At 64.8% G+C, this 26,811-nt stretch carries 29 protein-coding genes; 11 read left to right on the top strand and 18 right to left on the bottom strand.

Annotated features, from left to right (window positions below; translation table 11 throughout):
* Positions 1-93 precede the first annotated feature (93 nt).
* Positions 94-654 (bottom strand): dihydrofolate reductase family protein, encoded by a 561-nt coding sequence (locus tag EB835_RS08580; protein WP_135809050.1) that lies wholly within the window; start codon positions 652-654, stop codon positions 94-96.
* A gap of 251 nt (positions 655-905) precedes the next feature.
* Here EB835_RS08580 and EB835_RS08575 point away from each other — a divergent pair, with 251 nt between their 5' ends.
* Together EB835_RS08575 and EB835_RS08570 are read left to right on the top strand one after the other, a co-directional pair.
* Positions 906-1,379: a nucleotidyltransferase domain-containing protein gene (locus tag EB835_RS08575; protein WP_135809049.1), complete on the top strand. Its 474-nt coding sequence runs from the start codon at positions 906-908 to the stop codon at positions 1,377-1,379.
* A 47-nt stretch (positions 1,380-1,426) separates the two neighbouring features.
* Positions 1,427-1,750: a HepT-like ribonuclease domain-containing protein gene (locus tag EB835_RS08570; RefSeq protein ID WP_168216674.1), complete on the top strand. Its 324-nt coding sequence runs from the start codon at positions 1,427-1,429 to the stop codon at positions 1,748-1,750.
* Between the two features lie 128 nt (positions 1,751-1,878).
* Here EB835_RS08570 and EB835_RS08565 read toward each other — a convergent pair whose 3' ends face one another.
* Positions 1,879-3,480: a GMC family oxidoreductase gene (locus EB835_RS08565; protein ID WP_135809047.1), complete on the bottom strand. Its 1,602-nt coding sequence runs from the start codon at positions 3,478-3,480 to the stop codon at positions 1,879-1,881.
* Positions 3,480-4,055, bottom strand: a complete 576-nt coding sequence (locus tag EB835_RS08560) for a hypothetical protein (RefSeq protein WP_135809046.1) — start codon at positions 4,053-4,055, stop codon at positions 3,480-3,482. Before EB835_RS08560 ends, EB835_RS08565 begins: the two co-directional genes overlap by 1 nt.
* 113 nt (positions 4,056-4,168) lie before the next feature.
* Between EB835_RS08560 and EB835_RS08555 the strand changes: the two genes are divergently transcribed.
* The 3 genes from EB835_RS08555 to EB835_RS08545 all read left to right on the top strand — a co-directional run bounded on the left by EB835_RS08555 (position 4,169) and on the right by EB835_RS08545 (position 6,411).
* Positions 4,169-5,119: an IclR family transcriptional regulator gene (locus EB835_RS08555; RefSeq protein ID WP_168216673.1), complete on the top strand. Its 951-nt coding sequence runs from the start codon at positions 4,169-4,171 to the stop codon at positions 5,117-5,119.
* A 104-nt stretch (positions 5,120-5,223) separates the two neighbouring features.
* Positions 5,224-6,009 carry an SDR family oxidoreductase gene (locus EB835_RS08550; RefSeq protein ID WP_135809044.1) on the top strand — a complete coding sequence of 262 codons (786 nt, stop codon included), beginning with the start codon at positions 5,224-5,226 and terminating at the stop codon, positions 6,007-6,009.
* Between the two features lie 72 nt (positions 6,010-6,081).
* Positions 6,082-6,411, top strand: coding sequence for a putative quinol monooxygenase (locus EB835_RS08545; protein WP_135809043.1), 330 nt, complete (start codon positions 6,082-6,084; stop codon positions 6,409-6,411).
* 124 nt (positions 6,412-6,535) lie between these two features.
* Here the strand turns inward: EB835_RS08545 and EB835_RS08540 are convergent, their stop codons facing one another.
* Positions 6,536-7,036 (bottom strand): NADPH-dependent FMN reductase, encoded by a 501-nt coding sequence (locus EB835_RS08540; RefSeq protein WP_135809042.1) that lies wholly within the window; start codon positions 7,034-7,036, stop codon positions 6,536-6,538.
* A 254-nt stretch (positions 7,037-7,290) separates the two neighbouring features.
* Between EB835_RS08540 and EB835_RS08535 the strand changes: the two genes are divergently transcribed.
* Entirely contained in the window at positions 7,291-7,965 is a 675-nt protein-coding gene (locus tag EB835_RS08535; protein ID WP_135809041.1) for an SRPBCC family protein, read from the top strand.
* On the opposite strand, the gene EB835_RS08530 is transcribed toward EB835_RS08535, so the two are convergent.
* Positions 7,947-8,606 carry a TetR/AcrR family transcriptional regulator gene (locus EB835_RS08530; RefSeq protein WP_135809040.1) on the bottom strand — a complete coding sequence of 220 codons (660 nt, stop codon included), beginning with the start codon at positions 8,604-8,606 and terminating at the stop codon, positions 7,947-7,949. The two genes, EB835_RS08535 and EB835_RS08530, sit on opposite strands and share 19 nt — an antisense overlap.
* 149 nt (positions 8,607-8,755) lie before the next feature.
* Here EB835_RS08530 and EB835_RS08525 point away from each other — a divergent pair, with 149 nt between their 5' ends.
* Positions 8,756-9,130: a DoxX family protein gene (locus EB835_RS08525; RefSeq protein ID WP_135809039.1), complete on the top strand. Its 375-nt coding sequence runs from the start codon at positions 8,756-8,758 to the stop codon at positions 9,128-9,130.
* Between the two features lie 98 nt (positions 9,131-9,228).
* On the opposite strand, the gene EB835_RS08520 is transcribed toward EB835_RS08525, so the two are convergent.
* The 8 genes from EB835_RS08520 to EB835_RS08485 all read right to left on the bottom strand — a co-directional run bounded on the left by EB835_RS08520 (position 9,229) and on the right by EB835_RS08485 (position 17,405).
* A complete protein-coding gene (locus EB835_RS08520) occupies positions 9,229-9,930 on the bottom strand; it encodes a helix-turn-helix domain-containing protein (RefSeq protein WP_240688641.1) in 702 nt (233 codons plus the stop codon).
* 8 nt (positions 9,931-9,938) lie between these two features.
* Entirely contained in the window at positions 9,939-11,453 is a 1,515-nt protein-coding gene (locus EB835_RS08515; RefSeq protein ID WP_135809037.1) for a tripartite tricarboxylate transporter permease, read from the bottom strand.
* A 10-nt stretch (positions 11,454-11,463) separates the two neighbouring features.
* Positions 11,464-12,042, bottom strand: a complete 579-nt coding sequence (locus EB835_RS08510) for a tripartite tricarboxylate transporter TctB family protein (RefSeq protein ID WP_135809036.1) — start codon at positions 12,040-12,042, stop codon at positions 11,464-11,466.
* A complete protein-coding gene (locus EB835_RS08505; RefSeq protein WP_135809035.1) occupies positions 12,039-13,106 on the bottom strand; it encodes a tripartite tricarboxylate transporter substrate binding protein in 1,068 nt (355 codons plus the stop codon). Before EB835_RS08505 ends, EB835_RS08510 begins: the two co-directional genes overlap by 4 nt.
* Positions 13,107-13,155: 49 nt before the next feature.
* Positions 13,156-14,406, bottom strand: coding sequence for a CaiB/BaiF CoA transferase family protein (locus tag EB835_RS08500; protein ID WP_240688640.1), 1,251 nt, complete (start codon positions 14,404-14,406; stop codon positions 13,156-13,158).
* Position 14,407: 1 nt separating this feature from the next.
* Positions 14,408-15,355: a hydroxymethylglutaryl-CoA lyase gene (locus EB835_RS08495; RefSeq protein WP_135809034.1), complete on the bottom strand. Its 948-nt coding sequence runs from the start codon at positions 15,353-15,355 to the stop codon at positions 14,408-14,410.
* Between the two features lie 208 nt (positions 15,356-15,563).
* A complete protein-coding gene (locus EB835_RS08490) occupies positions 15,564-16,112 on the bottom strand; it encodes a dihydrofolate reductase family protein (protein ID WP_135809033.1) in 549 nt (182 codons plus the stop codon).
* A 45-nt stretch (positions 16,113-16,157) separates the two neighbouring features.
* Positions 16,158-17,405, bottom strand: a complete 1,248-nt coding sequence (locus tag EB835_RS08485) for a CaiB/BaiF CoA transferase family protein (RefSeq protein ID WP_135809032.1) — start codon at positions 17,403-17,405, stop codon at positions 16,158-16,160.
* A 380-nt stretch (positions 17,406-17,785) separates the two neighbouring features.
* Here EB835_RS08485 and EB835_RS08480 point away from each other — a divergent pair, with 380 nt between their 5' ends.
* On the top strand, positions 17,786-18,253 hold the full coding sequence (locus EB835_RS08480; RefSeq protein ID WP_168216672.1) for an antitoxin: 468 nt from the start codon (positions 17,786-17,788) through the stop codon (positions 18,251-18,253).
* A gap of 167 nt (positions 18,254-18,420) precedes the next feature.
* Here EB835_RS08480 and EB835_RS08475 read toward each other — a convergent pair whose 3' ends face one another.
* From EB835_RS08475 to EB835_RS08465, 3 genes are all read right to left on the bottom strand, one after another.
* On the bottom strand, positions 18,421-19,272 hold the full coding sequence (locus EB835_RS08475) for a fumarylacetoacetate hydrolase family protein (protein ID WP_135809030.1): 852 nt from the start codon (positions 19,270-19,272) through the stop codon (positions 18,421-18,423).
* 429 nt (positions 19,273-19,701) lie between these two features.
* Positions 19,702-20,619, bottom strand: coding sequence for a universal stress protein (locus EB835_RS08470; protein WP_135809029.1), 918 nt, complete (start codon positions 20,617-20,619; stop codon positions 19,702-19,704).
* Positions 20,616-22,061 carry an APC family permease gene (locus EB835_RS08465; RefSeq protein ID WP_135809028.1) on the bottom strand — a complete coding sequence of 482 codons (1,446 nt, stop codon included), beginning with the start codon at positions 22,059-22,061 and terminating at the stop codon, positions 20,616-20,618. The genes EB835_RS08470 and EB835_RS08465 overlap by 4 nt, the downstream gene beginning before the upstream one ends.
* A gap of 329 nt (positions 22,062-22,390) precedes the next feature.
* Between EB835_RS08465 and EB835_RS08460 the strand changes: the two genes are divergently transcribed.
* From EB835_RS08460 to EB835_RS08450, 3 genes are all read left to right on the top strand, one after another.
* The gene (locus EB835_RS08460) at positions 22,391-22,819 is read left to right on the top strand and encodes an ArsR/SmtB family transcription factor (protein ID WP_135809027.1); all 429 of its coding nucleotides are present in this window, start codon (positions 22,391-22,393) and stop codon (positions 22,817-22,819) included.
* 1 nt (position 22,820) lies between these two features.
* Positions 22,821-23,318 (top strand): SRPBCC family protein, encoded by a 498-nt coding sequence (locus EB835_RS08455; protein ID WP_135809026.1) that lies wholly within the window; start codon positions 22,821-22,823, stop codon positions 23,316-23,318.
* Between the two features lie 368 nt (positions 23,319-23,686).
* Positions 23,687-24,067: a hypothetical protein gene (locus tag EB835_RS08450; RefSeq protein WP_135809025.1), complete on the top strand. Its 381-nt coding sequence runs from the start codon at positions 23,687-23,689 to the stop codon at positions 24,065-24,067.
* A gap of 161 nt (positions 24,068-24,228) precedes the next feature.
* On the opposite strand, the gene EB835_RS08445 is transcribed toward EB835_RS08450, so the two are convergent.
* Complete coding sequence (locus EB835_RS08445; RefSeq protein ID WP_135809024.1) at positions 24,229-24,915, bottom strand: GntR family transcriptional regulator; 687 nt, start codon at positions 24,913-24,915, stop codon at positions 24,229-24,231.
* A gap of 2 nt (positions 24,916-24,917) precedes the next feature.
* Entirely contained in the window at positions 24,918-26,723 is a 1,806-nt protein-coding gene (locus tag EB835_RS08440; RefSeq protein ID WP_135809023.1) for a gamma-glutamyltransferase family protein, read from the bottom strand.
* Positions 26,724-26,811 lie beyond the last annotated feature (88 nt).

Raw genomic sequence — 26,811 nt, 5'->3', positions numbered from 1 at the left:
AGGCGGCCCTCCCCTGCGCACGAAACATCGATTCCTTCGCCGAGGTGGCCCTGTCCATGCGTTCGCAGCGTCGGACCGCCTCGGCGAAGGGATTCACTCCGTCGGGCTGTCTTCGAGGAGGGGACCGACCACGCGGTGGCGGGCGATGACGAAGGGATCGCTGTGCCCGACTTCGAGGAGTTCGAGGTCGAGTCGACGTGGCAGCAACGAGCGGCCCTTGCCGAGAACCACGGGAGCCGTGAAGGTGATGATCTCGTCGAGGAATCCCTCATCGGCGAACTGTCCGGCGAGGTCGCCGCCGCCCATCACCCACAGGTCGCGATCGCCGGTGGCGGTGCACATTTCGAAGTAGTGGTCGGAGACCGAGCCCTTCGCGAATCGGATGTCGGGAGTCTTCCCGTCCTTCCCCACCTCAGGCAGGGAGAGTTTGCGGTGGGTCATCACCCAGGCAGGAACCTCATAGGGCCACGGTCCATCGAGGTTGCGCAGCACCCACTCGTAGGTCGTCGCGCCCATGACGACCGCACCGACGCCGTCGATGAACCCGTCATCCGGCGGCTCTCCGGCCTGGCGCAGCAGCCATTCGAGCGAATCATTCGGGTCGGCGATGAACCCGTCGAGCGTGGTCGCGGTGTAGTAGACGGTGCGTGGCACGAGCAGTCTCCTCTCGAGCCTGCGGCGGTCACGCGGATACTGCAGCCCGCCGAGGCTGCGTCGATGTCGGTCTCTCGCATCCTACTTGCCGTCATCCGACCTGCGAGAGTGCCTTTGACATTACCGGCTCGGTGAATCGCAGCCGGCTTGGCGCATGGACCAAACTGGTGTCGGTTCACCGAGGCCATCGTGCCGGTGAAACGGACCTCGGAAAACGTCTGGGACGAATCCGCGGGTGATAAGATAGCCTTATGAACTATGTGGACGAGTATCGCAGCGCGCAGCGCGATGAAGACCTCGCGCGGCTGCGACGCGTGCTCGCTCTCAGAGCCATGATTGCGACAGGAAGCAGCCAGCGACAGATTGCCGCCGATCTCGGCATCTCACAACCTGCTGTCAGTCAACAGCTGAGGTTCGCACCCGACCTCGATGAGGTTCACCCCGAAATGCTTCTTGAAGCGGCCATCCCGATTCTCAAGCAGCTCGCATTCGATCAGGGCTTCGCTCGCCTCGCAGTCTTCGGGTCTGCTGCCCGGGGAGAGGCCCGGCCAGATTCCGATATCGATCTCGTCGTCGACGTCCCGAAGGGGCTCTCTTCGTTCGGGTTCGTCAAGTTCAAGCTGCTCATCGAGGAAGTTCTAGGCAGGGGGATCGATCTGATCGACTACGGTGGGCTGAAACCCGGTCTAGACGATGACATCCGCCGCGAAGCCGTGTTGCTCTGATGGATCGCCGGACAGCAAAGGAGCTCCTCCACATCGAAGCTTGGCTCGTGAGGGCAGAGCAGATCGTGCAACAGGGAGAATCCGCCTATCTCGAGAACGGCCTCCTGCAGGAGGCCGGTGATTCACTGATGATGAAGCTCGGGGAAGCGGCCAAACGAATTTCGTCGATGAAAGCTCCCCCGCCTTCAAGCGTCGAATGGGAAGTGGCCGTCGCCAACCGAAATTTCCTGATCCACCAATACGACGAGAGCAATCGAGCTGTCACCTGGATGACGTTGTCCGATGACCTGCCCGCGTGGCATACCTTGCTTCAGCCGTCATTCGAGAAAGCGCGAACAGTGCTGACTGCTGACTCGGACGAATCCGACTGAAGGCACCGGGTCCGCCCCAAGTTCACTGCACGAGCCTGTACACCAGCTCGGTGAAACTGCAGCAGCTCGGCCCTGAACCAAGCTGCTGCAGTTTCACCAAACTGAAGACCGGCTCCAGGCCCCGCCCCTCAGACCTCCCCGGTCCGCAGCGCCTCGGCGATGTACTCGGCCTGGCGGATGGCGAGCGCCACGATCGTCAGTGTCGGGTTCGCCGCGGCTCCGGTGGTGAAGACCGACCCGTCGGAGACGAAGAGGTTCTTCACGTCATGCGTCCGGCCCCACTTGTCGACGACCCCGTCCTCGGGACGTTCGCTCATCCGCGCGGTGCCGAGGTTGTGCGTCGACGGATACGGCGGGGTGTGGTGCGACGTCTGTGCACCGACCGCCTCGTAGACTCTCTGCCCTGCAGCGTAGGCGTGTTCGCGCATCGCCAGGTCGTTGGCGTGATCGTCGTAGTGGACGTTCGGCACGGGCAGACCGTTCGGGTCCTTGACCGCCGTATTCAGCGTCACCCGGTTCGTCTCCTGCGGCATGTCCTCACCGACGATCCACATTCCTGCGGTGTTGAGGTACCGGTCGAGCAGGGCCGCGAAGTCCGGTCCCCAACCGCCGGGTTCGACGAAGGAGGCCATGAACGCCGGGCCCAGCGAGATCGTCTCCATGTAATACCCGCCCGAGAATCCGCGGTCGGGATCGTGGATCGACTCGTCGGCGATGACTCCGGCCATCGTCTCACCCCGGTACATCCGCACGGGCTTGTCGAAGTGGCCCCACACTGTGCCCGTGAGGTGGCGCATATAGTTCCGCCCCACATGGCCCGAGGAGTTCGCCAGCCCGTCGGGGAAGGACGGTGTGCCGGACAGCAGAAGCAGCCTCGGCGTCTCGATCGAGTTGCCGGCCACGCACACGAGCTTCGCAGCCTGACGGTGCAGGCTGCCGTCCTTGTCGAGGTAGAGGACGGCGTCGGCGCGACCGTTCGCATCGTGTGTGATCTGCACTGCCTGGGACTCGGGTCGAAGGTCGAGGAGACCGGTGTCCGCAGCCCGCGGCAGCTCTCTGACCAGGGTCGACCATTTGGATCTGTTCTTATCGCCCTGGAAGTTGAAGCCGTCCTGGATGGAGGCGGGCCGGCCGTCGTACTCTTCGGCGTTCGTGGCGTACGGGCCGGTGGCGTAGAACTTGTAGCCGACCTCCTTCGCCCCTCCGGCGAAGACCTTGTAGTTGTTGTTCGCCGGCAGCGGTGGGCGCCCGTGGACATGGGTCGATCCCATCGCCTTCTCGGCCCGGTCGTAGTACGGGGCCATCTCCTCGAGCGTGATCGGCCAGTCGAGGAGGTTGGCGCCGTCGATGCGGCCGTAGACGCTGCGGGCCTTGAACTCGTGATTCTTGAAGCGTGGGGTCGCGCCCGACCAGTGGGTCGTCGTCCCGCCCACGGCCTTGACGATCCAGGCCGGCAGGTTCGGGAAGTCGCGGGCGATCCGCCACGATCCCGTCGTCGTCCTCGGATCGAGCCAGGCCATCTGGTTGAAGGCTTCCCATTCGTTGTTGACGTAGTCCTCGTTGCGCAGATACGGCCCGGCCTCGAGCACGACGACGGGAATGCCCTTCGCCGTGAGCTCGTAGGCCAGCGTTCCCCCACCGGCGCCGGAACCGACGATGACGACGGCCTCCTCGTCCGGATCGACGCTGTATCCGGTCACGCTGCGGCCTGCGTTCTGGTTCTGTGCCATCACTTCTTCACCTCACCCATCTCGACGCTCTGCGGCGCGGGCTGATTGGTCGAATCGTCACCTGCGGCGCCGCCGCTGCCGACTCCCGTGGCCCCGTCGCCGAGTTCGGGCAGCGGCTCGTCCTCCGGGTAGACGATCCGCGGTTCGGGCAGCCAATCGAGGTCGTCGAAACCGCGGTTGATGTAGCCGCCCTTGTCGAACGACGGTCCTTCGTAGCCGAGCGTCTCCCACACCTCGGCGTCGTCATAGAGATTGAGCACGGCGGTGCGGCGGACGAAGCCGAAGAATTCGGTGGACTCGACCCGGCGCAGCACCTTGAGCGCGGAAAGGTCATCGAGGCCGCAGAAATCGCCTTCGGAGAGTTGGTCGAGGGACAGCAGGCCCTGGATGAGCGCCACCCGGAACCACGTCTCTTCATCGGCGGCGACGAGGATCTTCTCCGCGGTGCGCACATAGGGCCCATCGGGGAAATCGGCGTGCGGAAACGCCACTCGCAGTACTCGGATGAGGGTCTGCTTCGCCTCATCGGTCATCTCCATCGCATTCAGCGATGGGTATTTTGCAGGGAATGCCATCGGATGCTCCTTTGCTCCACTCCGGCCGACGGCATCGACGCACGCCCGCCACTGACCTGACACGAGCAACCTATGTGATCCGCGACACCATGGACTATCCTCGTTCTCACCACATGAAAAAGTCGATCGCCGAGGCGGCTCCCCGTCCCGCAGCCGTGACCGTTCCCGTCCGGCTGCGTCGGGCGACCCCGGCCCAGCTGGCCCCGACCCGGCCAGCCCCGGCACGGGAGGCCACGGCGCGGGTGTTCACCACCGGAGCGATCGCACAGTCAGGAGACCGCGTGACCAACAGTGCCGTGATCCAACGAACCTTCGCCGTTTTGGAAGCAGTCGCCGCTTCGGGCTGTGCAGCCGCGAAGACCCTGGCAACCCGCCTCGAGATCCCTCTGCCCACCGTCTATCGGCTCCTCAACGAACTCGCCGATTCCGGTTACCTCGTCTATCTCAAGGACTCAAAACACTTCGAGCTCGGTCCCAAGTGCTTCGAGCTCGGGCTGTCGTTCCAGCAGCGCCTCGTCGCTCCGCAACCGATTCGGCAGATCACCGATCAGCTCCACCGCTCGCTGGGCACGGCCGCCTATTTCGCGATCTACCGCGGCTCGGACATCATCCTCACCTACTGCTCCGACTGCGAGAAACACCCGCGACTGCGGCCTCTGCGCTTCGGTTTCCACGAGGCCGCACACGCCACTGCGTTCGGCAAGATCCTCTTGGCCGGAATGCTCGAACCGCAGCGCACCGACTACCTCGAGGCACGCGGAATGAAGGTGCTCACCCCGCAGACGATGATCAGCCGCGACGCCCTCGATCTCCACCTCGCCGAGGTGGCCACCCGTGGAATCGCGTGGGAGCACGAGGAGTTCCTGCCCCGTCAGACCTGCGCGGCTGTTCCGGTGCGCAATGGCACGGGGATGCAGGTCGGGGCGATGGCGATCAGCACTCCGTCATCGAAGATGTCGGGGCGGATGAAGGAGATCGAGTCGACCCTGCGTGAGCATGCGGGCCTGGCGTCGAGCTACCTTCGAGGAGGATCGGTCACCGTCCCTGTCGCCGAGCACGCCTGAGCCGCGACCGCTTTATCGCCACATGAGAAGAACCGTGTCCTCCCGCTGCCGACTCTGCTGAGAATGAACGTGCTCGCTCGCAGTGGAGAACTCAAGGAGGAGAAATGGGCACGAACAACAGCGTCGCGGTGGTCACAGGATCGGGCCGCGGCATCGGACAGGGCATCGCCCAGAGGCTCGGAGCCGATGGCCATCATGTCATCGTCGCTGATCTGCCAAGCATGCAGGACGGGGTGACAGAGACCGTCACCGCGATCGAAAGCGCAGGTGGGAAGGCCATCGATGCCGAGGTGGACGTCACGGACGAGGATTCGCTGAGCCGCCTCGTCGAGGTTGCCGTCGACGCGGGAGGCAAACTCGACGTCTTCGTCGCGAACGCCGGGATCGCCCAAGTGGAACCCCTCATCGACTATTCGAAGGCCGATTTCGAGAAGATCGTCGACGTCAACCTCACCGGCGTCTTCCTCTCGTATCAGGCCGCGGCGAAGCAGATGATCGAGCAGGGCAACGGCGGCAAGATCATCGGCGCAGCCTCGATCGTCGCCTTCCGCCCCTTCGCCCTGCTGTCGCCGTATTCGGCGACGAAATGGGCAGTTCGCGGCCTCACTCAGGGGGCGGCGATGGAGTGGGCCAAGCACGGCATCACCGTCAACGCCTATGGTCCCGGAATCGTCGGCACCGCGATGTGGGATCTCATCGACGAGAAGCTCGCCGCCGAGGAGGGGCTGGCCAAGGGTGAGGCGATCAAGAAGTACGCCGGCGATATCCTTATGGGCCGGGTCTCCGTGCCCGAGGACGTCGCTAACCTCGTGTCGTTCCTCGCCAGCGAGGACTCCGATTACGTCACCGGACAGACCATGCTCGTCGACGGCGGCATGCAGTTCTCGTAACGTCGTCACTGAGGACGAAACCGTCACCGATAAATACACACAGGAAATCACCCGCAGAGAGAAGGAAGAAGAATGATCTTCATCGTCGTGAAGTTCCCCGTCAAGCCCGAGATGGCCGAACAGTGGCCCGAGCTGACCCGAGAGTTCACCGAGGCGACCCGCGCCGAACCGGGCAACAAGTGGTTCGACTGGTCGCGCAGCCTCGATGACCCGAACGAATACGTCCTCGTCGAAGCCTTCGACGACGATGCCGCCGAGGCGCACGTGAAGTCCGACCATTTCCAAGCCGCGATCGCCGCGGGCGGACCGATGCATTCCGCACTGGCAGCGACTCCGAAGATCATCTCCCGTCAGATCGACGGCGATGGTTGGGACGCGATGGGCGAGATGCAGATCGACTGATACTCCCCTGCGCTATAGCTCCCGTCTGCCCACCAGCTCGGTGAACCTGCAGCAGCTTGGCCCCTGGACCGAGCTGCTGCAGATTCACCGAACTGAAAACCGACCTCAGCTTTGGACCCCAGAGTCAACCGTGCGGCAGATACACCTTCTGGCTCTCGACCCATTCGTCGATGACGCTCTCGCGCTCGTCGAACTTCGCTGTCGGGAACGCGAGACCCTTCGTCGGCACGCTCGCGCCGAGTTCGACGAGGAGGGGCCGCAATGTCGTTTCGACGGCCAGGGTGTGCGCCGGGGAGCCGATGGTGAAGACGGGTATCGCCGTCAGCCCGTGCAGGCCGCCGGCGTCGTAGCGGTCGAGGAAAGCTTTGAGCAGGCCGGTGTAGCTGGCCTTGTAGGTCGGAGTGGCGATGACCGCAAAGTCGGCAGTGGCCAGACGTTCGGTGAGCTTGTCGAGGCGGTCGGACTTCCATTCGAAGATCTCATCGGTCACCTCGGCGAGCTCGATGGTTTCGTCGATCTCGGAGCCGGTGATGTCGGCGATCTCGGCGGCGAGGTCTTCGGCCACCTGCCGGGTGCGCGATTTGGGGCTCGGGTTGCCGACGACGACGGCGATGCGTGTGGTCATATGGGGTCCTCCCGCTGGGCGTTGTGCGCGATTGTCCGGTTCCGCGATCGGCGGCACCGTCTTCGCACAACACTATGCCTCGGCCGGTGAGTCGGAACTGGCAGATGACATATCCGTTCTCATCCCATCACCCTTCCTCTGCCATTCCACCGCAGCGCAGCCTTCGTTACGATGAAGGACCACCGATCTTCGGCAGACTTCCAGCGTCCCACCTTCGACCACTGCCAATCATCGACGACCTTCGAGGAGCAGTCATGACCACCTCCGACTCCGGGCGCCCCACCGAAGACCAGGTCCTCGCTGCGCAGGCCGACGCCGTCGACCGCGGCCTGAACATCACCGTCGAGGGCGACACTCAGCACACGGTCCAGACACTGAGCCAGACCTACCCGACCACCGCCGCCGACCTCTGGGACGCCTGCACCGATCCGGCCCGCCTCGAACGCTGGTTCGCACCGGTCAGCGGCGACCTCGAACTCGGCGGCCGTTACCGGATCGAAGGCAATGCCTCGGGCACGGTCGAGGAGTGCGAACCCCTGCAGTCTTACTCGCTGACTTGGGAATTCGCCGGCGGAATCAGCCATGTCACCGTCCGTATCGCCGAGGCGGACGACGGCGCACGACTGACACTCGAGCACTCACACGCGGGAGAGGCGAACGCCGATTTCTGGGTTCGATTCGGCCCCGGCGCCACCGGTGTCGGGTGGGATCTCTCCTTCCTCGGCCTCGCCAACCACCTCGTGGCCGGTACGGGACGGCCGGCAGATGAGAACGAATGGGTCGCCTCGGCGTCGGCTCAGGAATTCGTCCGCACCTCCAGCACCCGCTGGGGCGAGGCTTCGGCGGCCGCAGGCACACCCGTCGATCAGGCGCGGGCCGCGGCCGAACGGACAACCGGTTTCTACCTCGGTCAGCCTCCGGCTGAGTGATCCGACCGCCCGTAGGCGTCCATGAACATATCGATGAGGGCATCGATGACCCCCTCGTCGACGGGCCGTGTCGTGAGCACCCAGCGGTAATACAACGAGCCGGCGAGGACATCGATCGTTGGCTCGAGGTCGACGTCCGACCGGAGTTCGCCCCGATCCTGCGCGAGTCGCACCCGGGCGAGAGTCCGCGACTCGACCGTGGCGAGGAACCGCGCGTGGATGGTTTCGCGCAGCTGCTCGTCGGATTGGGCTGCAGCGATGACCGCACGGTAGATGGGCCCCAAGGGTGGACTCTTCAGCCCCTGCGAGGAGCGGATGAATTGTTCGCGCAGATCATCGCGGATGCTCCCCGTCGTCCGATAGTCGAAGTCGCTGACCCAGACGTGCTCGAGCGTATCGAGCAGCAGCTCGGGCAAGGATGACCAGCGGCGATAGATCGTGTGCTTTCCGACGCCGGCCCTCCACGCGATCGCCTCGATGCTCAGACCGCCGTAGCCGACTTCATCGGCCATTGCCAGTGTGACCTCGAGCAGTTCACGAGTGCGCTCGGCGCCGCGACGGCGCGGGGATTTCGAGGCGTTCGCTGACTGCGAGGGTTGCGGCGGCTGCTGCCGGCGATGGGAATCCGGGGAGGCGTTCATAGTGCGACTCTACTGGATCGGCACAGCTCGTGCCGTTGACTCCGATACGCGCTCGCACTAGAGTGTCGATCTATCGGCACGGTCCGTGTCGCATTCTGATGAGCATTCTTCGCCTTTCACCGCCGAAAGACGGAGGAGAGCGGAGAACAATGTCCATCGCACTCTGGATCATCGCCGGCATCTTTGCCATCGCCTTCACCGCCGGCGGCATCGTCAAACTCACCTGGTCATACGACAGATACGCCGCGAAGCTGCACTGGCCGACGGACTTCAGCCCCGGCAAAGTGAAGTTCATGGGAGTCATCGAAGTCCTCGGAGGGCTCGGGCTCATCCTGCCTGCGCTCGTGGCCCCGCTCGCCTGGCTGGTGCCGGTGGCCGCCTCGGGCATGGCCCTCTATATGTCGGGTGCCGTAACCGAACGCATCCGCCGATCCGAATACAGGGACCTGGCCGGCGACCTGCTGTTCCTGACCGCCATGCTCTTCGTCGCGTGGGGACGCTTCGCGATCAGCCCATTCGGCTGAGCCCTGCCCCGGGTTCAGCGTCCTTAAGTGGTCGTTCTGGTCACGCAGGTCTCAGCAGAACGTGACCGGAATGACCACCCACGGAGAGAAGGGACCTCCTACGCCCCCGCCTGCTTTCGTGCACCCAGCGCCAAACGGGCGATATCGCGCAGCACTTCGAGCTCCTCACTGCCATCGAGCAGCGCCCGCAGCTCGACGGCGGCCTGCGCCAACAAGGTCCGATACGCGCCGGCGACATTCTCTGGTTCCCGAGTCAGCGGATACGACACGCAGAGCGCGAAGACCGTCGCCTCGACGGTGAAGGCCACGCTCGCCGAGGCGACGTCGGGCCTCCGGGCCTGCTTCGTCGAATAGAACTCGATGGGATTCCCGGGCCCGCACAGGGCCAACGCCGCCGACCCACCGTCGGTCAGCGGCAGGATCGTGCCGACGCTGCGTGAGACCCGCAGCTCATGATCGGCCTCGACGTTGCGCACGCACGCCCGATCTTCGCCGACCCGGACCCACAGCTGCACGGACTCGTTCGTCAGCGTCCGCAGATGCTCGAGCACCGAGTTCGTCGTCGCGATATTCCGACGCCCGGGAAACGGACCCAACCTGAGCAGCCCGGCAGAGTCACGGACGATGAACTTGTGTGCCCGCAGGTCCGACAACAGCCGGTAAGTCGTCGACTTCGAGTACCCGAGTCGTCGGCACACCTCGGCGGCGGTCATCGGTACGTCCTGGAGCGCCGTGAGGATCGCGGCACTGCGGTCGATGACGCCGATCTCCGGCGGTGGATCGCCAGCAGGAGTCTTCATGCTGCTGTTCATGACACCGTCACATCGGCGAGCAGCTTCCGCCGGGATACCCACCAGCGGAAGACTACGGGTCCGACGATGCCCAGGACCATGAGGATGATGATCGACAGCGACACCGGCCTGGTGACCAGGGGTGCGAACGAGCCGCCGGAGATCTGGAGCATGCGGCGGAAGTTGTCCTCGAGCAGCGGCACGAGCACAAGCGCGAGGATCGCCGGAGCCAGCGGAATCCCGCCCTTCTCCATGAGGTAGCCGATGACACCGAAGATGCCGAGCATCATCAGCCCGAAGAGGCTGAACTCGATGGCGTAGGCGCCGATGACGACGAGCACGAGGATGGCGGAGAAGAGGATCTCCTTGGGCATCTTCAGCAGTTTGACGAACACTCCGACCAGCGGCAGGTTGAGGATGATGAGCGCAACGTTGCCGATGTACATGCTCGCGATGATCGTCCAGATCAGACCGGTCTCCTCGCGGAAGATCAGCGGTCCCGGTTGCAGACCGTACATCGTGAAGACGAACAGCAGCAGCGCCGTCGTCGCTGAACCCGGGATGCCGAGGCTGAACAACGGAATCATCGCACCGCCGACGCCCGCGTTGTTCGCAGCTTCGGGACCGGCCACACCTTCGATGGCGCCGTGGCCGAATTCGTCCTTCCGCTTCGAGACCCGCTTCTCCATGATGTAGGACATGAAGGACGCGAGCGAGGGTCCGACGCCGGGGAGGACGCCGATGATGAAGCCGAGGACCGATCCACGCGCCCAGGGTCCTGCCGAGCGCTGCCAGTCCTGCTTGGTCATCCACTTGTCTTCACCGAAGCTCTGGATCGTCTCCTTCGCCCCGCGGCCGAGGGCGAGGTTGCGGATCGCCTCAGGAATGGCGAAGAGCGCCATCGCGAAGATCGTGAAGTCGATGCCGTCCGAGAGCAGGTCGATGCCGAAGGTCTGTCGCGGCAGGCCGGTCTGGAAGTCGAGTCCGACGAGCCCGACTGCCAACCCGATGAAGATCGAGATGAGCGCCTTCGTCCGCGACCCCGCCGACATCGTCGAAGCCAACAGCAGCGCGGTGGCCATAAGCAGAAAGTACTCGGTGGCGCCGAAGACACTCGCGAGTTGGACCAGCACCGGCGACAGGAACGTCAGACCGATGATCGCAAGCGTTCCGGCGAGGAACGAGCCGATCGCCGCCGTCGCCAGCGCCGCCTTGCCCCGGCCCTGCCGAGCCATCTCGTAGCCCTCGATCGCCGTCACCGCGCTGGCGACCTCGCCAGGGGTCTTGATGAGTGTCGCGGTGATCGATCCGCCGTACATCGACCCGTAGTAGATGCCGCAGAGCAAGATGAGTCCGTGAACAGGTTCCATCCCGAAGGAGACGGGGATGAGGATCGCGATCGCCGAGATCGGGCCGATGCCCGGCAGCACTCCGACGACCGTGCCCAACAGCACACCGAGGAGGGCGAAGGCGAGACTGACCGGCTCCAACGCCGAGGCGAAACCGCCTCCCAGATCGATGAGAGTGTTCATAACAGCCCCCTCACCCCAGGATCCCGACGGGCAGGTACACTGCGAGCCCGTAGACGAAGGCCACGTAGATGACCACGGCGAAGGCGACGGAGAAGATGAGGTTGCGGATCCATTTATCCGGTGCGTAGATGCTGGTCAGTCCCATGAGGAAGGCTGCCGTGGAGAGCAGGAAGCCGACCGGGATGAGGATCGCCAGGTAGATGAAGAAAAGGACGAACTGGAACACTATCTTCCGCGCCGGCGCCTCCGGTGGCGCCTCGAGCACGACCCCGCCGACGCCACCGTCAGCATCGTCGGAGTCCGACGATTCCCGCACCGAGGCTGCGCTTCTCTGCACATCGCCCCTCACCTCAGCAGACCCGGAGGACCCAGCTCCCACCTCGGCGAGGGTGTTCTTCCGGTGCCGGAAGATGGCCTGACCTGCAAGGAAGAGGCCGAGCACGATGAGTGCGATGCCGACGATCGCGGGGAAGGTGCGCGGGGTGACGATGTTCGCGGTCTCCTGGATGGAGAACGTCGCGATGTAGTAGACCGCGCCGATGACGGCGACGGCGCACCCAGTGAAGAGGTCGGCGCGGTGCGTGCTCATTTGCTGTTGCCCAGGTCGGTCTCCTTGACGCCTTCCTCGACTGTCTTCGCCGCTTCGTCGACGTAGGTCTGAGCGTCGTCTCCGGTGCTGAATTCGGAGGCCCACTGGTTCTTCTCAAGCGTGTCCTGCCAGGTGTCGGACTTGCTCATGTCTTCGAGCGCCTTGGCCCAGTAGTCCACGGCCTCGTCGGGCATCTCGGCGGGGCCGAAGACGCCGCGCCAGTTGCCGAGGGTGACGTCGTAGCCGGCGTCCTTTGCCGTGGGGACGTCGTCGAAGGGTGCGGCGAGGGGCTTTTCGGCGAAGGTGACCAGCGGTGTGATGTCCCCGGCCTCGAGCACGGAGCGGAATTCGCTCATGCCGGCGATCGCGACCTTCGCGTCTCCGTTGAGCATGGCCGTGGTCTGTTCGCCGCCGCCGTCGTAGTTGACGAAGTTGATGTCGGCCGGGTCGATGCCGGCCTCCTTTGCAAACAGCGCGAAGGGCAGGGTGTCATCCCCGGCGGCTGCCACGGTGACCTTCTGCGGGTCGTCCTTGAGCGCCTTGACCAGGGCGTCGAGGTCCTTGAAGTCCCCGTCTTCCGGGGTCACGACCATGAAGTCTTCGACGTAGAGGGTGGCGATGAGGGTCGTGTCCTGCGGGCCGTATTCGCAGAGTCCGCGGGCCTTCATCGTCTGGCTGGCCAGTGAGGTGATGGCGATCTGGTCGTCTTTGCCCTTCTCCTGCTGCATCATCGAGGTGATCCACGAGCAGCCGGTGCCGCCGGGCTTGTTCTGGACGGGCAGCGGACTGGTGACGATGTCGTCCTTCTGCAGCGCCTCGGTCATGGCGCGGGCGGTGGTGTCCCAGCCGGAGCCGGGTTCGGCCGGGGCCGTGACCGTGACCGGCCCCTTCGGGTAGTCCCCGCCTTCGCCCGGGGGCTGTGCCTTGTTGCCGCAGGCGGTGGCGACGAGTGCAACGGTGGCGAGCGCGGCTCCGACCGCGACCGCGCGGTTGCGGCGGTTCAGTCGTGGTCCCTCGCTCGCCGAGGTGGCCCTACGTGTGCGTGTGATCGTCGTTGATCGCATGAGATGTCCCCTTGTGTGTTCAGTTGTGAGTTCAGTTCGCGTCGTGCTTTCAGTTGGTGCCGTGGTGCGATGGTCCTGTGGGCTGCGGTCCGTCAGCCGGTGGACCGGTCGGCACAATGGGGCCGTCGCGGTAGTAGGTGTTGTGGCGGCCCGGTTCGGGCACATCGCTGCGCAGACCGAGCCTGCGCCCGTCGAAGGTCAGCGGCATCAGCGGCACATCGACGCTGTCACCGGTCGGCAACCCGGTGGAGGCGAGCGCTCCGGAGGCGACGAGGTGCGGGTCATCAGTGAGGTCGGCCGGGGTGTTGACCGGAGCGACGGGCAGCCCGCGGCGGGTGCACTTCTCTTCGATCTCGCTCAGGCTGAGCTGCGACAGTGCCGTCTGGAGTTCGCGGTGGATGCGGTCACGCTGGTCGACTCGTCCCTGGTTGGTCAACATGTCCGGATCCGCGGCGAGGCCGGTCAGTCCGAACTCGTCGCAGAGGTCGCGCCACTGCCCGTCGGAGACCGCGGCGACGAAGACCTGATTGTCCTCGGCGTCGCGGAAGATGTCGTAGACGGCCCAGGTGGCCTGCCGGGTCGGCATCGGACGAGGTGGCTCGCCGCTGATCTGCGCCTGCGCCATGTGCGTGCCGACGAGGAACGCGTTGTTCTCGAACAGCGCGGAGTTGATGAGTTTTCCGCGGCCTGTGGTCTCACGCACCCGCAGTGCGGACTGGATGCCGATGACTCCGAACATCCCGCCCATGATGTCGTTGACGCTGGCCCCGGCGCGCAGCGGCTGACCGGGTGGACCGGTCATATAGGCCAATCCGCCGAGCATCTGCACGACCTCGTCGAGGGCGGCCCGGTTCCCGTAGGGGCCGGACAGGAATCCCTTGAGGGAGCAGTAGATGAGTCCGGGATTGCGGGCGGAGAGTTCCTCGAATCCGTAGCCCATCGATTCCATCTTGCCGACGCGGAAGTTCTCGAGGAGGACATCGGCGGAATCGATGAGGTCGAGGACGCGGTCACGGTCGGCCGCCTCGGCGATGTCGAGCTGCACGCTGTGCTTGTTGCGATTGAACGCAGGGAACAGCCCGGATCCGGAGCCGGGCAGGTAGCGGGTTTTGTCGCCGGCTCCGCGTGGTTCGACCTTGATGACCTCGGCGCCGAGGTCGGCGAGCATCATCCCGCAGCTGGGCCCCATGACCATGTGCGAGAACTCGATGACGCGGATGCCTTCGAGCGGGAGAGGCTCGGCGGGCGGTTGGACTTGGGTCGGGTCCGTGGTCGCGTTGCGCATCGCCTCGGTGCTCATGTCAGTCCCTCACCGAGGCAGAGGCGAACCGCCCGTCGAAGACCGCGGGGGTGGCAGGGATGTCGGACAGGCTCGAGGTCAGCTCGTGCCCGACGGCATCGATGAGGGGTGAACGCACCTCGGTGAGGGCCTCGACGTCGACGCCAGTGGCCACGCCTTCGCGGTGGAGGAGATGGACGAGGTCGTCGGTGCCGATGTTGCCGGCCGCTCCCGGTGCGAAGGGGCAGCCGCCGAGTCCGCCCATTGCCGCGTCGAAGTGCGAGATGCCGAGGTCGAGGGCGGCGATGACGTTGGCCATGCCGAAGTTATAGGTGTCGTGGAGGTGGAGGTTGACCGGCTTGTCCGGGAAGGCCTCGAGAACCGCCGAGGTGTTGCGGCGGACGAGCGAGGGACTGGCGTTCCCGATGGTGTCGGCCACCCCGATTCCGTGCGCTCCGGCGTCCACGAAGGGACGGAGAACCTCGACGAGGTGGCCCGCCTCGGTGATCCCGTCGAAGGGGCAGATGAAGCTCACGGCAGTGGTGATGTCGAAGCGCAGCCCCTGTTCACGGGCGAAGTTCGCCGCATCCATGAGGCGGTCGGACGCCTCGGCGATGGAGGCATCGGAATTCGCCTTCGAGTGTCCCTCGGAGGCAGAGAGGACGAGCTTGATGTTCTTCGCGCCGGCATCGACGGCGCGTTGGGCACCCTTGAGGTTGAAGACGAGGGTATAGAACTCGACCCCATCGGCCTCGTGGCGAGACAGGCGACGGAGGAGTTCGTCGGTGTCGGCCATCTGCGGGACCTTCTTCGGATTGACGAAGGATCCGACTTCGATGTGCGTCAGTCCGGCGGCGATGAGCTTCTCGGCGAGCGCGACCTTGATCTCGGTGGGCACGATGGCCTTCTCGATCTGCAGACCGTCGCGCAAAGTGGTGTCGAGGATGTCGACGGAAGTGGGCCGGACCATGGGACTCCTTCTCACATCTTCCCGATGATCGGGAAGGGTCGTTCGTCGTGCGGCGATGCGCGGCTGTTCCCATTGTTACTACAGGTCGGAGGATGTGCGATAGGCAATCTGCCCGGTATGTGAGAACACGAACAGTATTGAGGGGTGCCGTTCCCGTCTAACGGGACTCCTCGGGTCTGGGGTTGTCGGGACTCGACGACGTTGAGGCTCAGCGCATCGGTCGGAACCGCAGGACGGCGTGCCCGGAAGGCAGCTCGCCGCGTCCATCGGGGACGAGATCGACGACCTCGGCGAGACCTGCGAAGACGTAGGGGCCATGCCCGGCGATGATGGGGTGGACGACGAATTCGTAGACGTCGATGAGCCCGAGCTCGGCGAGTCCGCGCGGCAGCGTCACTCCCCCGACGATCAGCCCGGTCTCCGATTCCTCCTTGAGTCGACGAATCGCCGAGGCGAGGTCTCCGCGGATGATCTCGGTGTTCCACTCGGCGGTCTTCCGCGTGGAAGAGACGAGGTATTTGCGGGCCGGATCGATCGCGGCAACGAACGGATCGAGATCCTCCGGCGGGGTCGTGTCACCGTCGGGGCGACGCCATGCGTCTTCCATCATCTCGTAGGTGGTCCGGCCGAAGATCAGACCGTCGGCTCGAGCGAGATTGTGCGCATGGTGCCGGTGCAGCTCCTCGCTGATGAGCCCGACGCGGTGGTCGCAGCAGCCGTCGACGGTGACGTTGATCGAGTACATGAGCTCGCCCATGAGCCCAAGGGTAGACCTATTCGACCGCCACCGACAGGGTCGATTTCAGCTGCCGTCGGCCGACTTCAGCCCTAACCACCCCAGCACTTCCTCGGTGTGTTCGCCCAGATCGGGGCCGAGGTGGTCGATGGCGATGGATTCGCCGCCGATGACCGGGGTGATGCCGGGGAAGGCGACGTCCTCGAGGACTTCTTCGCCGGTGGAGACGTCGTGGTGCTGGATCATTCCGCGGGCGGCCAGCTGCTCGTCGGCGACGAGGTCCTCGGCTGTGTAGATCGGTCCGGCCGGAACGCCGACCTCCTCCAAGACCTCGACCACGTCCTCGACCTCACGTTCGGCGCACCACGCGCCGATCGCCTCGTCGAGTTCCTCGCGCCGCTGCCAACGGCCGGCGTTCGTCTGCAGTTCGGCATCCTCGGCGAGGTCGGGACGGTCGATCGCCGTCATCAGACGGCCGAAGATTCCATCGCCGTTGCCGGCGATGACTACGGATTTCCCACCGGCGCAGAGGTAGCCGTTCGAGGGTGCGATGCCCTCCATCCGACCCCCGGTGCGGGTGCGGATCTCACCGAAGGCGGAGTGGTCGGGGACGAGGGATTCCATCATGGAGAACATCGCCTCGTTGAGCGCCACATCGACGGTCCGCTCGGACAGCGGACCCTCCCCTTCGAATCCGTGCGCGGACCCGACGACCGCCTCGGCGGCTCCGGCGATCTTCTGTCGCTGTCGGTCGAAGAGCATCATCACGGCACCGAACGCGGCCTGCATGCCGGCGATCGAATCGCCGATCGAGATGCCCACGCGCACGGGTGGGCGGTCGGGGTCGCCGACGAGCTCGCGGAAACCGGAGTATCCCTCGGCCACGGCTGCGAACCCGGGGCGGGCCGACATCGGGCCGGTCTGCCCGAACGCGGAGATCCGCACGAGCACGAGGTCCGGGTTGGCGGCTTCGAGGACGTCCGGGCCGAGCCCCCACTTCTCAAGGGTGCCGGGGCGGAAGTTCTCCAGCAGGATGTCCGAGCGACGTACGAGCTCGAGCACCGCCTCACGACCTTCGTCGCTGCGCAGGTCGAGGACGACGGACTTCTTGTTGCGGTTGATGGTGCGGTAAAGCATGGAGGTGTCGCCGGCCTTGAGCCGCCAATTGCGCAGCTCGTCGCCGGTGCCGGGACGTTCGACCTTGATCACCTCGGCGCCGAAGTCGGCGAGCATCCGCCCGGCAGTGGGCGCGGCGATGTAATTGCCGAGTTCGAGGACTCGCACACCGTCAAGGGGAAGTCGGTGCGTGCTCATGTCGATGCTCCTTATCAGGCGACGGTCCGGCGCGGCGCGGCTGCGCTCCGACCATCATGGTTCTCGTCCGTGACTGCTAGTTCCATCGTGCCAGGAGTTTCTCCCAGAGGCCGGGATATCGGTGCCGTCGCCGTCGATCTCACTGAAGCGCTCACCTGAGCTGAGTGCCGAGGGCGAACTCTATCGCGGATATCGCGCTTTGCGCACCGCCCTCTCCATTGAGAGTCATGTGAAGTTTTGGCATCAGTTGAACATCACCTGAGACTTGAGCGAACTTCGCGCAATTTTCCTTGTCGGCTGTTGCCTCATCCCAGCTGTTCTCCAAGACTGGAGGAGCAGTCGCAGCCAGCGACGTTACGTTACTGAAAAGGAGTTTCACCGTGGGAATCGGAGATTTCGCAGACAAGGCCAAGGACGCCGTCAACTCTGAACAGGGACAGAATGTAGCCAATCAGGGCCTCGACAAAGCGGCAGACGCAGCCAACAGCGCGACCGGAGGAAAGTTCTCCGACCAGGTTGACCAGGGCCGCCAGGCAGCGGGCGATTTCGTCGGCGGAGGAGACAACCAGGGCGGCCAACAGGGCGGCCAGGGTGGACCCGGCGGCCAGCCAGGCAACCAGGGCGGCCAGCAGGGCGGACCCGGGGGCCAGCAGAGCGGCGGACAGCAGCCCAACGCTGACCAGGCCAATCAGCCTCAGGGCGGCCAGCAGGGCAATCAGGGCGGCCAGCAGAACCAGGGCGGAGCTCCCGGTCAAGGTGGCCAGGGCGGAAACGGCCAGCAGGGCGGCGCACCCGGCGGCCAGCAGGGCGGAGCCGGTCAGCAGGGCGGTTTCGGCCAGCAGCGCTGAACCTCGGTTCAGCCACAGTTAACTGACGAGGGGCAGTGCACCAACAGTGGAGCACTGCCCCTCGTTCTGTGCCACGAGATTCAACGACGTCCGATCCTGCCAGCCTTCCTCCGGGTGTTCTCACGTGCGAAAACTGCCGCGGGCATCGAACAGGGCGACGGGGCCCATCAGTCCGTGGCGGCCACAACCTGCCGGTGCCGCCCGAGCCCCTCGATCTCGAGCTCGACAACATCACCGTCGGCCAGGTACGGGTACTTTCCGGACATTGCCACGCCCTGCGGGGTGCCGGTGAGGATGACGTCTCCCGGCTCGAAGGCCATCGCCTGGCTGAGCTGGAAGACGATCTCTCCGACGGAGAAGATCAGGTCGCTCGTCGTCGAGTCCTGCCTGGCCTCACCGTTGACCCAACTGCGCAGTCGCAGGTCACCGGGGTCCACCTCGGCGGCGGGGCTGATCCACGGGCCGAGCGGGGTGAATCCGGGCAGGTTCTTGCCCTTCGACCACTGACCGCCGGACTCCTCGATCTGCAGGCGACGTTCCGAGAGATCGTTGGCGAGCACGTAGCCGGCCACATGGTCGAGTCCCTCCTCCGCCGAGGCGACCCTGAAGGTTTGCGTACCGATGACCACTCCGAGCTCGACCTCCCAATCGGCCTTCGTCGCAGACGGCGGCAGCTCGATCAGGTCGGTGGGACCGGAGATCGTCGAGGGCATCTTGAAGAAGATGACGGGACGCTCGGGTGGTTCCGCACCGGCCTCTCTGGCATGTGCGGCGTAGTTCATGCCCACGCACACGATCGCAGACGGCCTGGTCAGCGGTGCGCCGAGGCGCATTTCGCCCGCTCGGTCGAGTTCTGCGAGCTCCCCGGCCTCGAGCGCCGTGCGAGTTCGGTCGATGCCATCTGAGGCAAAGAAATTCGGGTCGATCTCATCGGTCAGCGGACGCAGGTCGAAGTAGACCCCGTCGTGGCGGACCGCCGGAATCTCGTGTCCAATCGGTCCCAGTCGCAGCAGTTCCATGCGGTTCCTCTCTACTAGCTCCCGGCCACGTCATTGTGACCTGCCGACACGCTAACGAACTCACCAGCACTAATTTTGAACTGTTCAAGTATTGGACACTCTCCGAATGGCGATCCGCTCACTGAAAATCGTCACAAGCCGCCACAGCCGGACCCGACCCTCAAGCATCCCTCACCGTTCGCAGCACAACACCGCGCTCCTGCGGGAGGTTGAGCCGCTACCGGTGAGGGATGCGCTGCGGACTGTAGGACGTGCCGTCAACGCGAGGATTCTCCGCTGATGGTGAGGGATGCTTAGCCGCCGCACCACCGCGCCGCCATATCGTATGCTTCACCGCCAGACCGCTTCGCCGCCCGGCCGGTGCGCCGCCAGTCCGAATACGCCGCCGGGCCACCCCGCCGCCAGGCCGGGTGCGCCAACGGCTGCGGATCACACGCCGGGCTGCCGGGTGTAGTCGGCCTTCGCCCGCCGGGGCACGACCACGACCGGCACCGGAGAGTGCTGAAGGATCCGCATCGCATGACTGCCCAACGACACCCGCTTGAGCGCGCCGAGCCCCGAGGAGCCGAGCATCATCACCTCGGGGTGTTCCCACTCGACGGCCCCGAGCGCCGAGGCCCAGTTCGCGCCGGTACCCACGACGACATCGGTCTCTCCCGGCTTGATGTGCAGCTGCTCGATCGAGCACAGGATCTCGTCCGTGTCACGCTGGACGACCTTCGCCCACTCGTCGACGACGCTCGACTCCATATCGAAGGGAACATTCGCGGACGCGACCACCCGTGAACGCGGGGCAAACGAGGCGATGCGGAACGGCACATCCGACTGCGCCGAGACCATGGCCGCACCGAGGATGAGGTCCGCCGAGGTGGACGACCCCGAATACGCGGCCGTGATCCTCTTCAGCCGCGCCCCCTCCGAGGCAGTGAAACCAGCCGGAGCCATCGCCACGGGCAGGCGTGCACTGTGGAGCAGTCCGTTCGAGACCGATCCCAGGGCGATCCTGCCCTCACTGCCGTCAGCGGCCGGACCGACGACGAGGCGATAGGCCTCCGCCTTCTCGCACATCTCGAGCAGCCCCCGGCGCGAGGACCGGGATTCGTGCAGCACGATTTCGGACTCGATGTCGGCGGGAATGAGCGTGCGCACTTCGTCGAGGGCCACCTCGGCGACCTTCCGAAATCTCTTCGCGTACTGACCCTCGAAGTGCACGGGAGCCATCGGGAAGGCAGACGAGTCGACAGCGGTCGCGACGATCCGGCGCTTGTAAGTGCGGGCGAGGACGATGCCGAGCTCGATGGCCGCCCGGTTGTCCTGACCTGGTGCGATCCCGACGACGATGCTCATTTCTCTCCTCCTGTGGAATCGGAATCAGTGCGTCCCGCCTCGGCGAGCCGCTTGCCCAGCACCGAGGACTTGCGGCCGAAGACGAAGTACAGACCGAGGATGAAGGCAGTCCAGATGACGAAGACGACGATAGTGATCAGCTGCAAGCTCGAGATGATCCAGAAGCAGCCGATGATCGAGAGCACCGGCAGGACGGGATAGAACGGGACTCTGAAGCCGCGCTCTAAGTTCGGTTCGCGCACGCGGAGGATGATCACGGCCAGGGACACGACGACGAAGGCGACGAGGGTGCCGATCGAGGTCATCTCGGCGAGGAAGTTCAGCGGGATGAACCCGGCGAGGATCGCGACGACGACGCTGACGGCGATCGTGCCCTTGACCGGGGTGAGCGTGCGGGGATTGACCTCGCGGAAGAGCTTGGGCATCATGCCGTCGCCGGCCATCGTGAACAGGATGCGCGATTGGCCGTAGATGGAGACCAACGTGACGGAGAAGATCGAGATCACGGCGCCGGCGGCGACGATCGTGCCGGGCCACTGGGAACCGACGATGCTCTCGAGGATGGCCGACAGACCCGCCGTCTGCCCCTCGAACTCCTCCCACGGCTGGGCGGACAGGGCGGCGACGGCAACGAGGACGTAGACGGAGGTGACGATGATGAGGGCGGAGATGAGGGCGCGGGGCATCGTCTTCTTCGGGTTCTTCGTCTCGTCACCGGCGGTGGCGACGGCGTCCATGCCGACGTAGCTGAAGAAGATCAGCCCGGAGCCGGCGACGACGCCGGAGATGCCGAAGGGCGCGAAATCAGCGAAGTTGTTCGAGTCCCAGCCGGTCACGCCGACGCAGACGAAGAAGATGAGCACGCCGACCTTCAGGCACACCATGATCGCGTTGACGACGATGGATTCGCCGGTGCCGCGGACCAACAGGAAGCAGCACATCGCGAGCAGGAGGATCGCCGGCAGGTTGACGATGCCGCCTTCCTCGGGGGCGTAGGCCAGGGCGTGCGGGATCTGGAAGCCGAAGAGGTTGAACAGCAGCTGGTTGACGTACTGCGACCAGCCGACGGCGACCGCGGCGCCGGCGACTCCGTACTCGAGGAGGAGGCAGGCGGCCACGCCCATCGCCGGCAGCTCGCCGAGCGTCGCGTAGGCGTAGGAGTACGAGGACCCGGAGACCGGAACGGATCCGGCGAGCTCGGCATAGCAGATGACCGCGAGGCCAGCGACGACCCCGGCGATGACGAATGACCAGATCACCGCGGGGCCGGCCACGGGCACGGATTCGGAGAGGATGAAGAAGATTCCGGTGCCGATCGTCGATCCGACGCCGACCATCGTCAGCGAGAAGAGGCCGATCGTGCGTTTGAGGTCGGTCTCGACATCTTCCTTCTGCCGCGGGACCGGTTTGATCCGGAACAGCTGCTGTCGCAGGGTGGGCATCTTCGTCTCCAGACTTCGTCGTCTCTCGTGGGAGGCGGACCCTGTCGACGCACGTCGGTGCGACCGGTGTCGGGTCTGCCGTTATGGCGAGAATACGACAGACTCGGCGCGCGGGGCCGTGATCGGCTGATTTTCTTCGGTGCGGAATCCGTCGCCCCTCGCCGCGGCGGCCCTGCCCTCCCGTGCATCACCGCAGTTGAGACCGCGTGCCATCGTGCCGCTGATTCTTTATTCAACAGAATGGTTGACTACATTGAAGGACATCACTAGGCTTTAGCCAACCGATTGGTTGAATAATAGGTTTCGATACGGATGCCCGGGAGGTCGCAGTGTCAGATCAGCTGTCCAAGGTCTTCGCGGCATTGGCCGATCCGACCAGGCGAGACATGGTGGCTCGGCTCAGCGTTGCCGATGCGACGGTCAACGAGCTCGCCGAGCCCTACGAGGTGAGCCTCCAGGCCGTATCGAAACATCTCAAGGTGCTTGAGGACTCAGGACTGGTCTCCCGCACCCGCGACGCCCAACGCAGACCAGTCCACCTCGAAGACAATGTGTTCGATCTGATGACGAAATGGATCGAAAGGTACCAGCAGCAGGCCGAACAGCGCTATCAGCGACTCGACGCCGTCCTCACACAGATGGACGCTGACGCGCCGGCGAATGCCACGCCCGAATCAGTCGGCAACGCGGACCCGGGTGCCGCCTCGGCGGGCGGAACCGCCACCTCAACACAACAACAGTCAAGCAAGGGAGCATGACATGACCACCACCGATACCACAGCCGATTACTCGACACTTAAGCTCGACGTCCCCGAGGGCGTGCAGACCGTGTCGATCACCCGCGACTTCGCGGCCACACCGGACAAGGTGTTCCGGGCCCACATCGACCCCGAACTCTTCGTTCGCTGGTGCGGGCCGGACACGATCACGAACACAGTCCGCGAGTGGAATCCGACCACCGGCGGGAACTGGAGCTACGTCTCGACCGATGACCGCGGCGAGTACGGGTTCTTCGGATCCTTCCACGAGGTGCGGGAAGACGAGCGCATCGTCCAGACCTTCACCTTCGAGGGCTTCCCGGACGCGGTCAACCTCGAGATCCTCACGCTCACCGACCTCGGCGACGGACGGACGAGACTGCAGTCGACGTCGGTCTTCGACTCACTCGAATCCCGCGACGGCATGGTCGCCTCGGGCATGGAGCACGGCATCGTCGAGGGCTACAACAAACTCGACCGCCTCCTCACCTCCCAGTAACCCCAATTACTACGTGACGGCGGTTCAGCAACGTGGCGCGAGGTTGCTGAGCCGCCGTCAGGTGCTTCTGGAGGTGCTTTGGCGTCGCAGCACAGACTTCGCAGAAGTCTTGTAGGCACCGGGCGACAATTCAACTACACCAAGCTGCCTGCAACGACAAAAGCAACTACCAGAACCCATCACGCCCGACTCAGTATGCCGATAATTCATACTTCAACTACTATTGATTTATGGCCCGACACTTGCGCGCATGCGCTTCACTACTCGCAGTCTCTTTCCTATTGGCATCGTGCGGTTCCAGCGAAACTCAGGAGAGCTCCGGCAATGGATCAAACCAGTCCGATGCCACCTCAGCAGAACAAGACGCAGTGGAATCAGCGATGGAGATCTGCCCCTCAGCTGACAAAGCTGAAGATGTCGTCATCTACTTCTCTACCCCCGTTGGCACAAGGGACGAACTCGAACCATCAGTTTTCGCCCTCACTTTCACCAACGCTCTAGACGAAGTCGTCACTTTCGTCGAGGAAGATTCCGAGTCCACGCCCTGCACCGGATTCGACGAGATCTATGACTTAGTAAAGACCTGGTCGGATTTGACCGTGGAGATCACGGGCGCACGAGAGTCTGTCATTCCAACAGATGAGGAACTGCAGGAGATCGCCGATGCAGGAAATACATGGCTTTCTGTAGTCGAGCGCGACGAACTCAACTTCTCACTCAACCCCGGCCCTGAAGACATCGGCAGGTAGTCCTTAGCAATTTCAACCGAGATTGCCGTCTACGCTGGAAACATCTTGATGAGAAGGTGCCCCATAGCGCCGCCAGGGCCCATTGTCTTGGAAGTTGAGCACCTATCTTCGAAGCACCTGACGGCGGTTCAGCAACGTGGCGCCAGGTTGCTGGGCCGCCGTCAGGTAGTTCTGGGGTGTTCGTCGGACATCATGGCGAAGTAGGAATCGCGGCTGCGGCGCACGTGCCGGGCCATCACCTCGGCGGCCTTCGCCTCCTGGCCGGCGTCGATGGCCGCGATGATCTCCCGGTGTTCGGGCCAGGCCTGGGGGCCGCGGCGCATGAGGTTGAGCGAGTACAGCCACTCGATCTTGCCGGAGATCTGCCGCAGCAGACTGATGAATGACAGGCTGCCGCTGAGTTCGGCGACAGCGAAATGGAAGCGCATGTTGAGCACCGCGAGGTCCTCGAAACGCTCCTGCCCGATGGCAGCGTCCCCGGCGTCGAGGATCTCGCTGATCTCCTTGCGCAGTTCCCGCCATCTGCCATCGGGAGTGTCGCTGGCATTGAGCGCGGCCGCACGCTTGGCCGCACGTTTCGCGGTCGCCGACTCGAGCACGATGCGGATCTCGAAGAGATCTTCGGCATCTTCGACGGGCGAGGGCGCGACGATCGAGCCGCTGTACTTCCGTGACTCAACCAGCCCTTCGGCCTCGAGGGATCGCAGGGCCTCGCGGATCGGAATCCGGGAGACCTCGTACTGCTCAGCCAGCGCGACTTCCCGCAGCTTCGCACCGGGAGCATGGACCCCGGCGATGATGTCGGCGCGGATTCGCGCACCGACCTCCCGCTCATGCGAATCGGACATGCTCACCTCCCCGCCGCATAGCCCTGGGCCCCGCGCGGATTCGCGCCGGCACTCAGCCGCCCGGTATCCGGGTCCCTGGTCACGCACGACAGCCGCCCGAGCTCCCATCCCCCGGCGCGCGTAACGTTGTGACCGCGGTTGATGAGCCCTTCGATGACCTCCTCGCCGAGGCGGTCCTCGACGACGGCTCCTCCCGGAACCCAGGTGCGTGGCCAGAACGACCCCGCCAGTGACGTCGTGTGCAGGGCCGGGGCGTCGATGGCTTCCTGTGCCCGGTATCCGCCGACGAGCATGCGCAGGATGAGCAGCAACTGCCACTGTTCCTGCTGGTCACCGCCGGGCGAGCCGAGAGCAATCACCGGCTGCCCGTCTTTGGAGATAAGCGTCGGCGTCAACGTCGTGCGCGGTCGCTTGCCCGGCTTCAGCACCGAAGGCGCCTCTTCATCGAGCCACATCATCTGCAGGCGGGTGCCGAGGCAAAACCCGAGTTCCGGCACGGTCGGCGAGGACTGCAGCCACCCGCCGGACGGAGTCGCCGAAATTATGTTACCCCACCGGTCGACGACGTCGATGTGGCAGGTGTCGCCGTTGTTCGTGCCGTTCTTCTGCACGGTCGGCTCGCCGATCCCAGCCTTGATGAGCGCTTCTCTGTCACCCTCCTCGGGGATCAGCGGAATCGTGAAGATGGCTGCGGCACCGTCGCGACCTGCCCCGGGACGGAAATCAGACGACGCTTCTTCGGTGATGAGGCTGCGTCGGCTGGCGGCGTAGTCTTCACTGAGCAGCCAGTCGAGGTCGACTTCGGTGTCGCCGTAGTAGGTGTCACGATCGGCCATCGCGAGCTTGAGGGCCTCGAGGATGGTGTGCGCGCCGAGCTCGGTCGACGGATCGAGGCGGTCGTTGCCAAAGCTGTCAAGGATCTTCAGCGTCTGCAGCAGCACCGGACCTTGGCCCCAAGCCCCGATCTTCGCGATTTGGTGCCCGCGGAAGTCGATGGTGACGGGGTCCTCGAAACCGGCTTCGAATCCGGCGATGTCCTCGACGGTGATCACCCCGGCGTGGTCACCGCCGGTCGAGTGCCGGTGTGGAGTGGTGACGGACCGGGTGATCGCCTCGGCGACGAACCCGGACTTCCATTCCCGCCTGGCCGCGCGGATGCGCTCCTCGCGCGATGACAGACCGTCACCCGCGGCGATGAGGCGGCGCAGCACCTCGGCGTATGGGTGGTTGAACACGAGTTCACCAGGCTCGGGGACTCGACCTTCGGGCATCCACTGGGCCGCGGAGCTCGGCCAGTGCTCGGTGAAGAGTTCACGGACCTTTGCGATCGTGCCGGCGGTTCGAGCGAGGATCGGGTGACCGTTGTCCGCATAGTCGATAGCGAAGTCGAGGACGTCGGACAGCTCCCACGTGCCGTGATGTTCGAGCAGGTTGAGCCAGGAGTCGACGGCTCCGGGAACTGCGGCGGCCAGCGCTCCCGCGCCGGGAACCATGTCGAGCCCTTCACAGCGATAGTGCTCGATCGTCGCTGCTGCCGGGGCGGGGCCCTGACCCATCATCACCTGCGGACGGTCGGGCGACTCGGCGGTGGCGAAGATGCCGGTCATGTCTCCACCGGGACCGTTGAGGTGAGGTTCGACGACGTGGAGGACGAAGGCACCCGCGACTGCCGCGTCGAAGGCGTTCCCGCCGCGTTCGAGCACCGCCTGCGAGACCGCGGTGGCCAGCCAGTGCGTCGATGCGGCCATCCCGAAGTGCCCCTCGAGTGTGGGTCGAGTGGTGAAGGCCGGGGGCGGAGTGTAAGGCATGGGCAAAGTCCTTCGGCGGTGGTCAGCTGATCGTCGTTCGGCGTGCAGGTCTCAGTCAGCAGTCGATACCGACGATACCCGGACAACT

Origin of the sequence: Brevibacterium sp. S22 (genome assembly GCF_004745485.1) — a bacterium.
Lineage (GTDB): Bacteria > Actinomycetota > Actinomycetes > Actinomycetales > Brevibacteriaceae > Brevibacterium.
Note: the sequence above shows the minus strand (reverse complement) of the source record. Positions and strands in the feature narration are given on the sequence as shown.

Excerpts from the sequence above, each read along its gene's own strand:
- EB835_RS08575 (WP_135809049.1), top strand. The coding sequence starts at position 906 with ATGAACTATGTGGACGAGTATCGCAGCGCGCAGCGCGATGAAGACCTC.
- EB835_RS08565 (WP_135809047.1), bottom strand. The coding sequence starts at position 3,480 with ATGGCACAGAACCAGAACGCAGGCCGCAGCGTGACCGGATACAGCGTC.
- EB835_RS08560 (WP_135809046.1), bottom strand. The coding sequence starts at position 4,055 with ATGGCATTCCCTGCAAAATACCCATCGCTGAATGCGATGGAGATGACC.
- EB835_RS08555 (WP_168216673.1), top strand. The coding sequence starts at position 4,169 with ATGAAAAAGTCGATCGCCGAGGCGGCTCCCCGTCCCGCAGCCGTGACC.
- EB835_RS08550 (WP_135809044.1), top strand. The coding sequence starts at position 5,224 with ATGGGCACGAACAACAGCGTCGCGGTGGTCACAGGATCGGGCCGCGGC.
- EB835_RS08545 (WP_135809043.1), top strand. The coding sequence starts at position 6,082 with ATGATCTTCATCGTCGTGAAGTTCCCCGTCAAGCCCGAGATGGCCGAA.
- EB835_RS08540 (WP_135809042.1), bottom strand. The coding sequence starts at position 7,036 with ATGACCACACGCATCGCCGTCGTCGTCGGCAACCCGAGCCCCAAATCG.
- EB835_RS08535 (WP_135809041.1), top strand. The coding sequence starts at position 7,291 with ATGACCACCTCCGACTCCGGGCGCCCCACCGAAGACCAGGTCCTCGCT.
- EB835_RS08530 (WP_135809040.1), bottom strand. The coding sequence starts at position 8,606 with ATGAACGCCTCCCCGGATTCCCATCGCCGGCAGCAGCCGCCGCAACCC.
- EB835_RS08525 (WP_135809039.1), top strand. The coding sequence starts at position 8,756 with ATGTCCATCGCACTCTGGATCATCGCCGGCATCTTTGCCATCGCCTTC.
- EB835_RS08520 (WP_240688641.1), bottom strand. The coding sequence starts at position 9,930 with ATGAAGACTCCTGCTGGCGATCCACCGCCGGAGATCGGCGTCATCGAC.
- EB835_RS08515 (WP_135809037.1), bottom strand. The coding sequence starts at position 11,453 with ATGAACACTCTCATCGATCTGGGAGGCGGTTTCGCCTCGGCGTTGGAG.
- EB835_RS08510 (WP_135809036.1), bottom strand. The coding sequence starts at position 12,042 with ATGAGCACGCACCGCGCCGACCTCTTCACTGGGTGCGCCGTCGCCGTC.
- EB835_RS08505 (WP_135809035.1), bottom strand. The coding sequence starts at position 13,106 with ATGCGATCAACGACGATCACACGCACACGTAGGGCCACCTCGGCGAGC.
- EB835_RS08500 (WP_240688640.1), bottom strand. The coding sequence starts at position 14,406 with ATGAGCACCGAGGCGATGCGCAACGCGACCACGGACCCGACCCAAGTC.
- EB835_RS08495 (WP_135809034.1), bottom strand. The coding sequence starts at position 15,355 with ATGGTCCGGCCCACTTCCGTCGACATCCTCGACACCACTTTGCGCGAC.
- EB835_RS08490 (WP_135809033.1), bottom strand. The coding sequence starts at position 16,112 with ATGGGCGAGCTCATGTACTCGATCAACGTCACCGTCGACGGCTGCTGC.
- EB835_RS08485 (WP_135809032.1), bottom strand. The coding sequence starts at position 17,405 with ATGAGCACGCACCGACTTCCCCTTGACGGTGTGCGAGTCCTCGAACTC.
- EB835_RS08475 (WP_135809030.1), bottom strand. The coding sequence starts at position 19,272 with ATGGAACTGCTGCGACTGGGACCGATTGGACACGAGATTCCGGCGGTC.
- EB835_RS08470 (WP_135809029.1), bottom strand. The coding sequence starts at position 20,619 with ATGAGCATCGTCGTCGGGATCGCACCAGGTCAGGACAACCGGGCGGCC.
- EB835_RS08465 (WP_135809028.1), bottom strand. The coding sequence starts at position 22,061 with ATGCCCACCCTGCGACAGCAGCTGTTCCGGATCAAACCGGTCCCGCGG.
- EB835_RS08455 (WP_135809026.1), top strand. The coding sequence starts at position 22,821 with ATGACCACCACCGATACCACAGCCGATTACTCGACACTTAAGCTCGAC.
- EB835_RS08445 (WP_135809024.1), bottom strand. The coding sequence starts at position 24,915 with ATGTCCGATTCGCATGAGCGGGAGGTCGGTGCGCGAATCCGCGCCGAC.
- EB835_RS08440 (WP_135809023.1), bottom strand. The coding sequence starts at position 26,723 with ATGCCTTACACTCCGCCCCCGGCCTTCACCACTCGACCCACACTCGAG.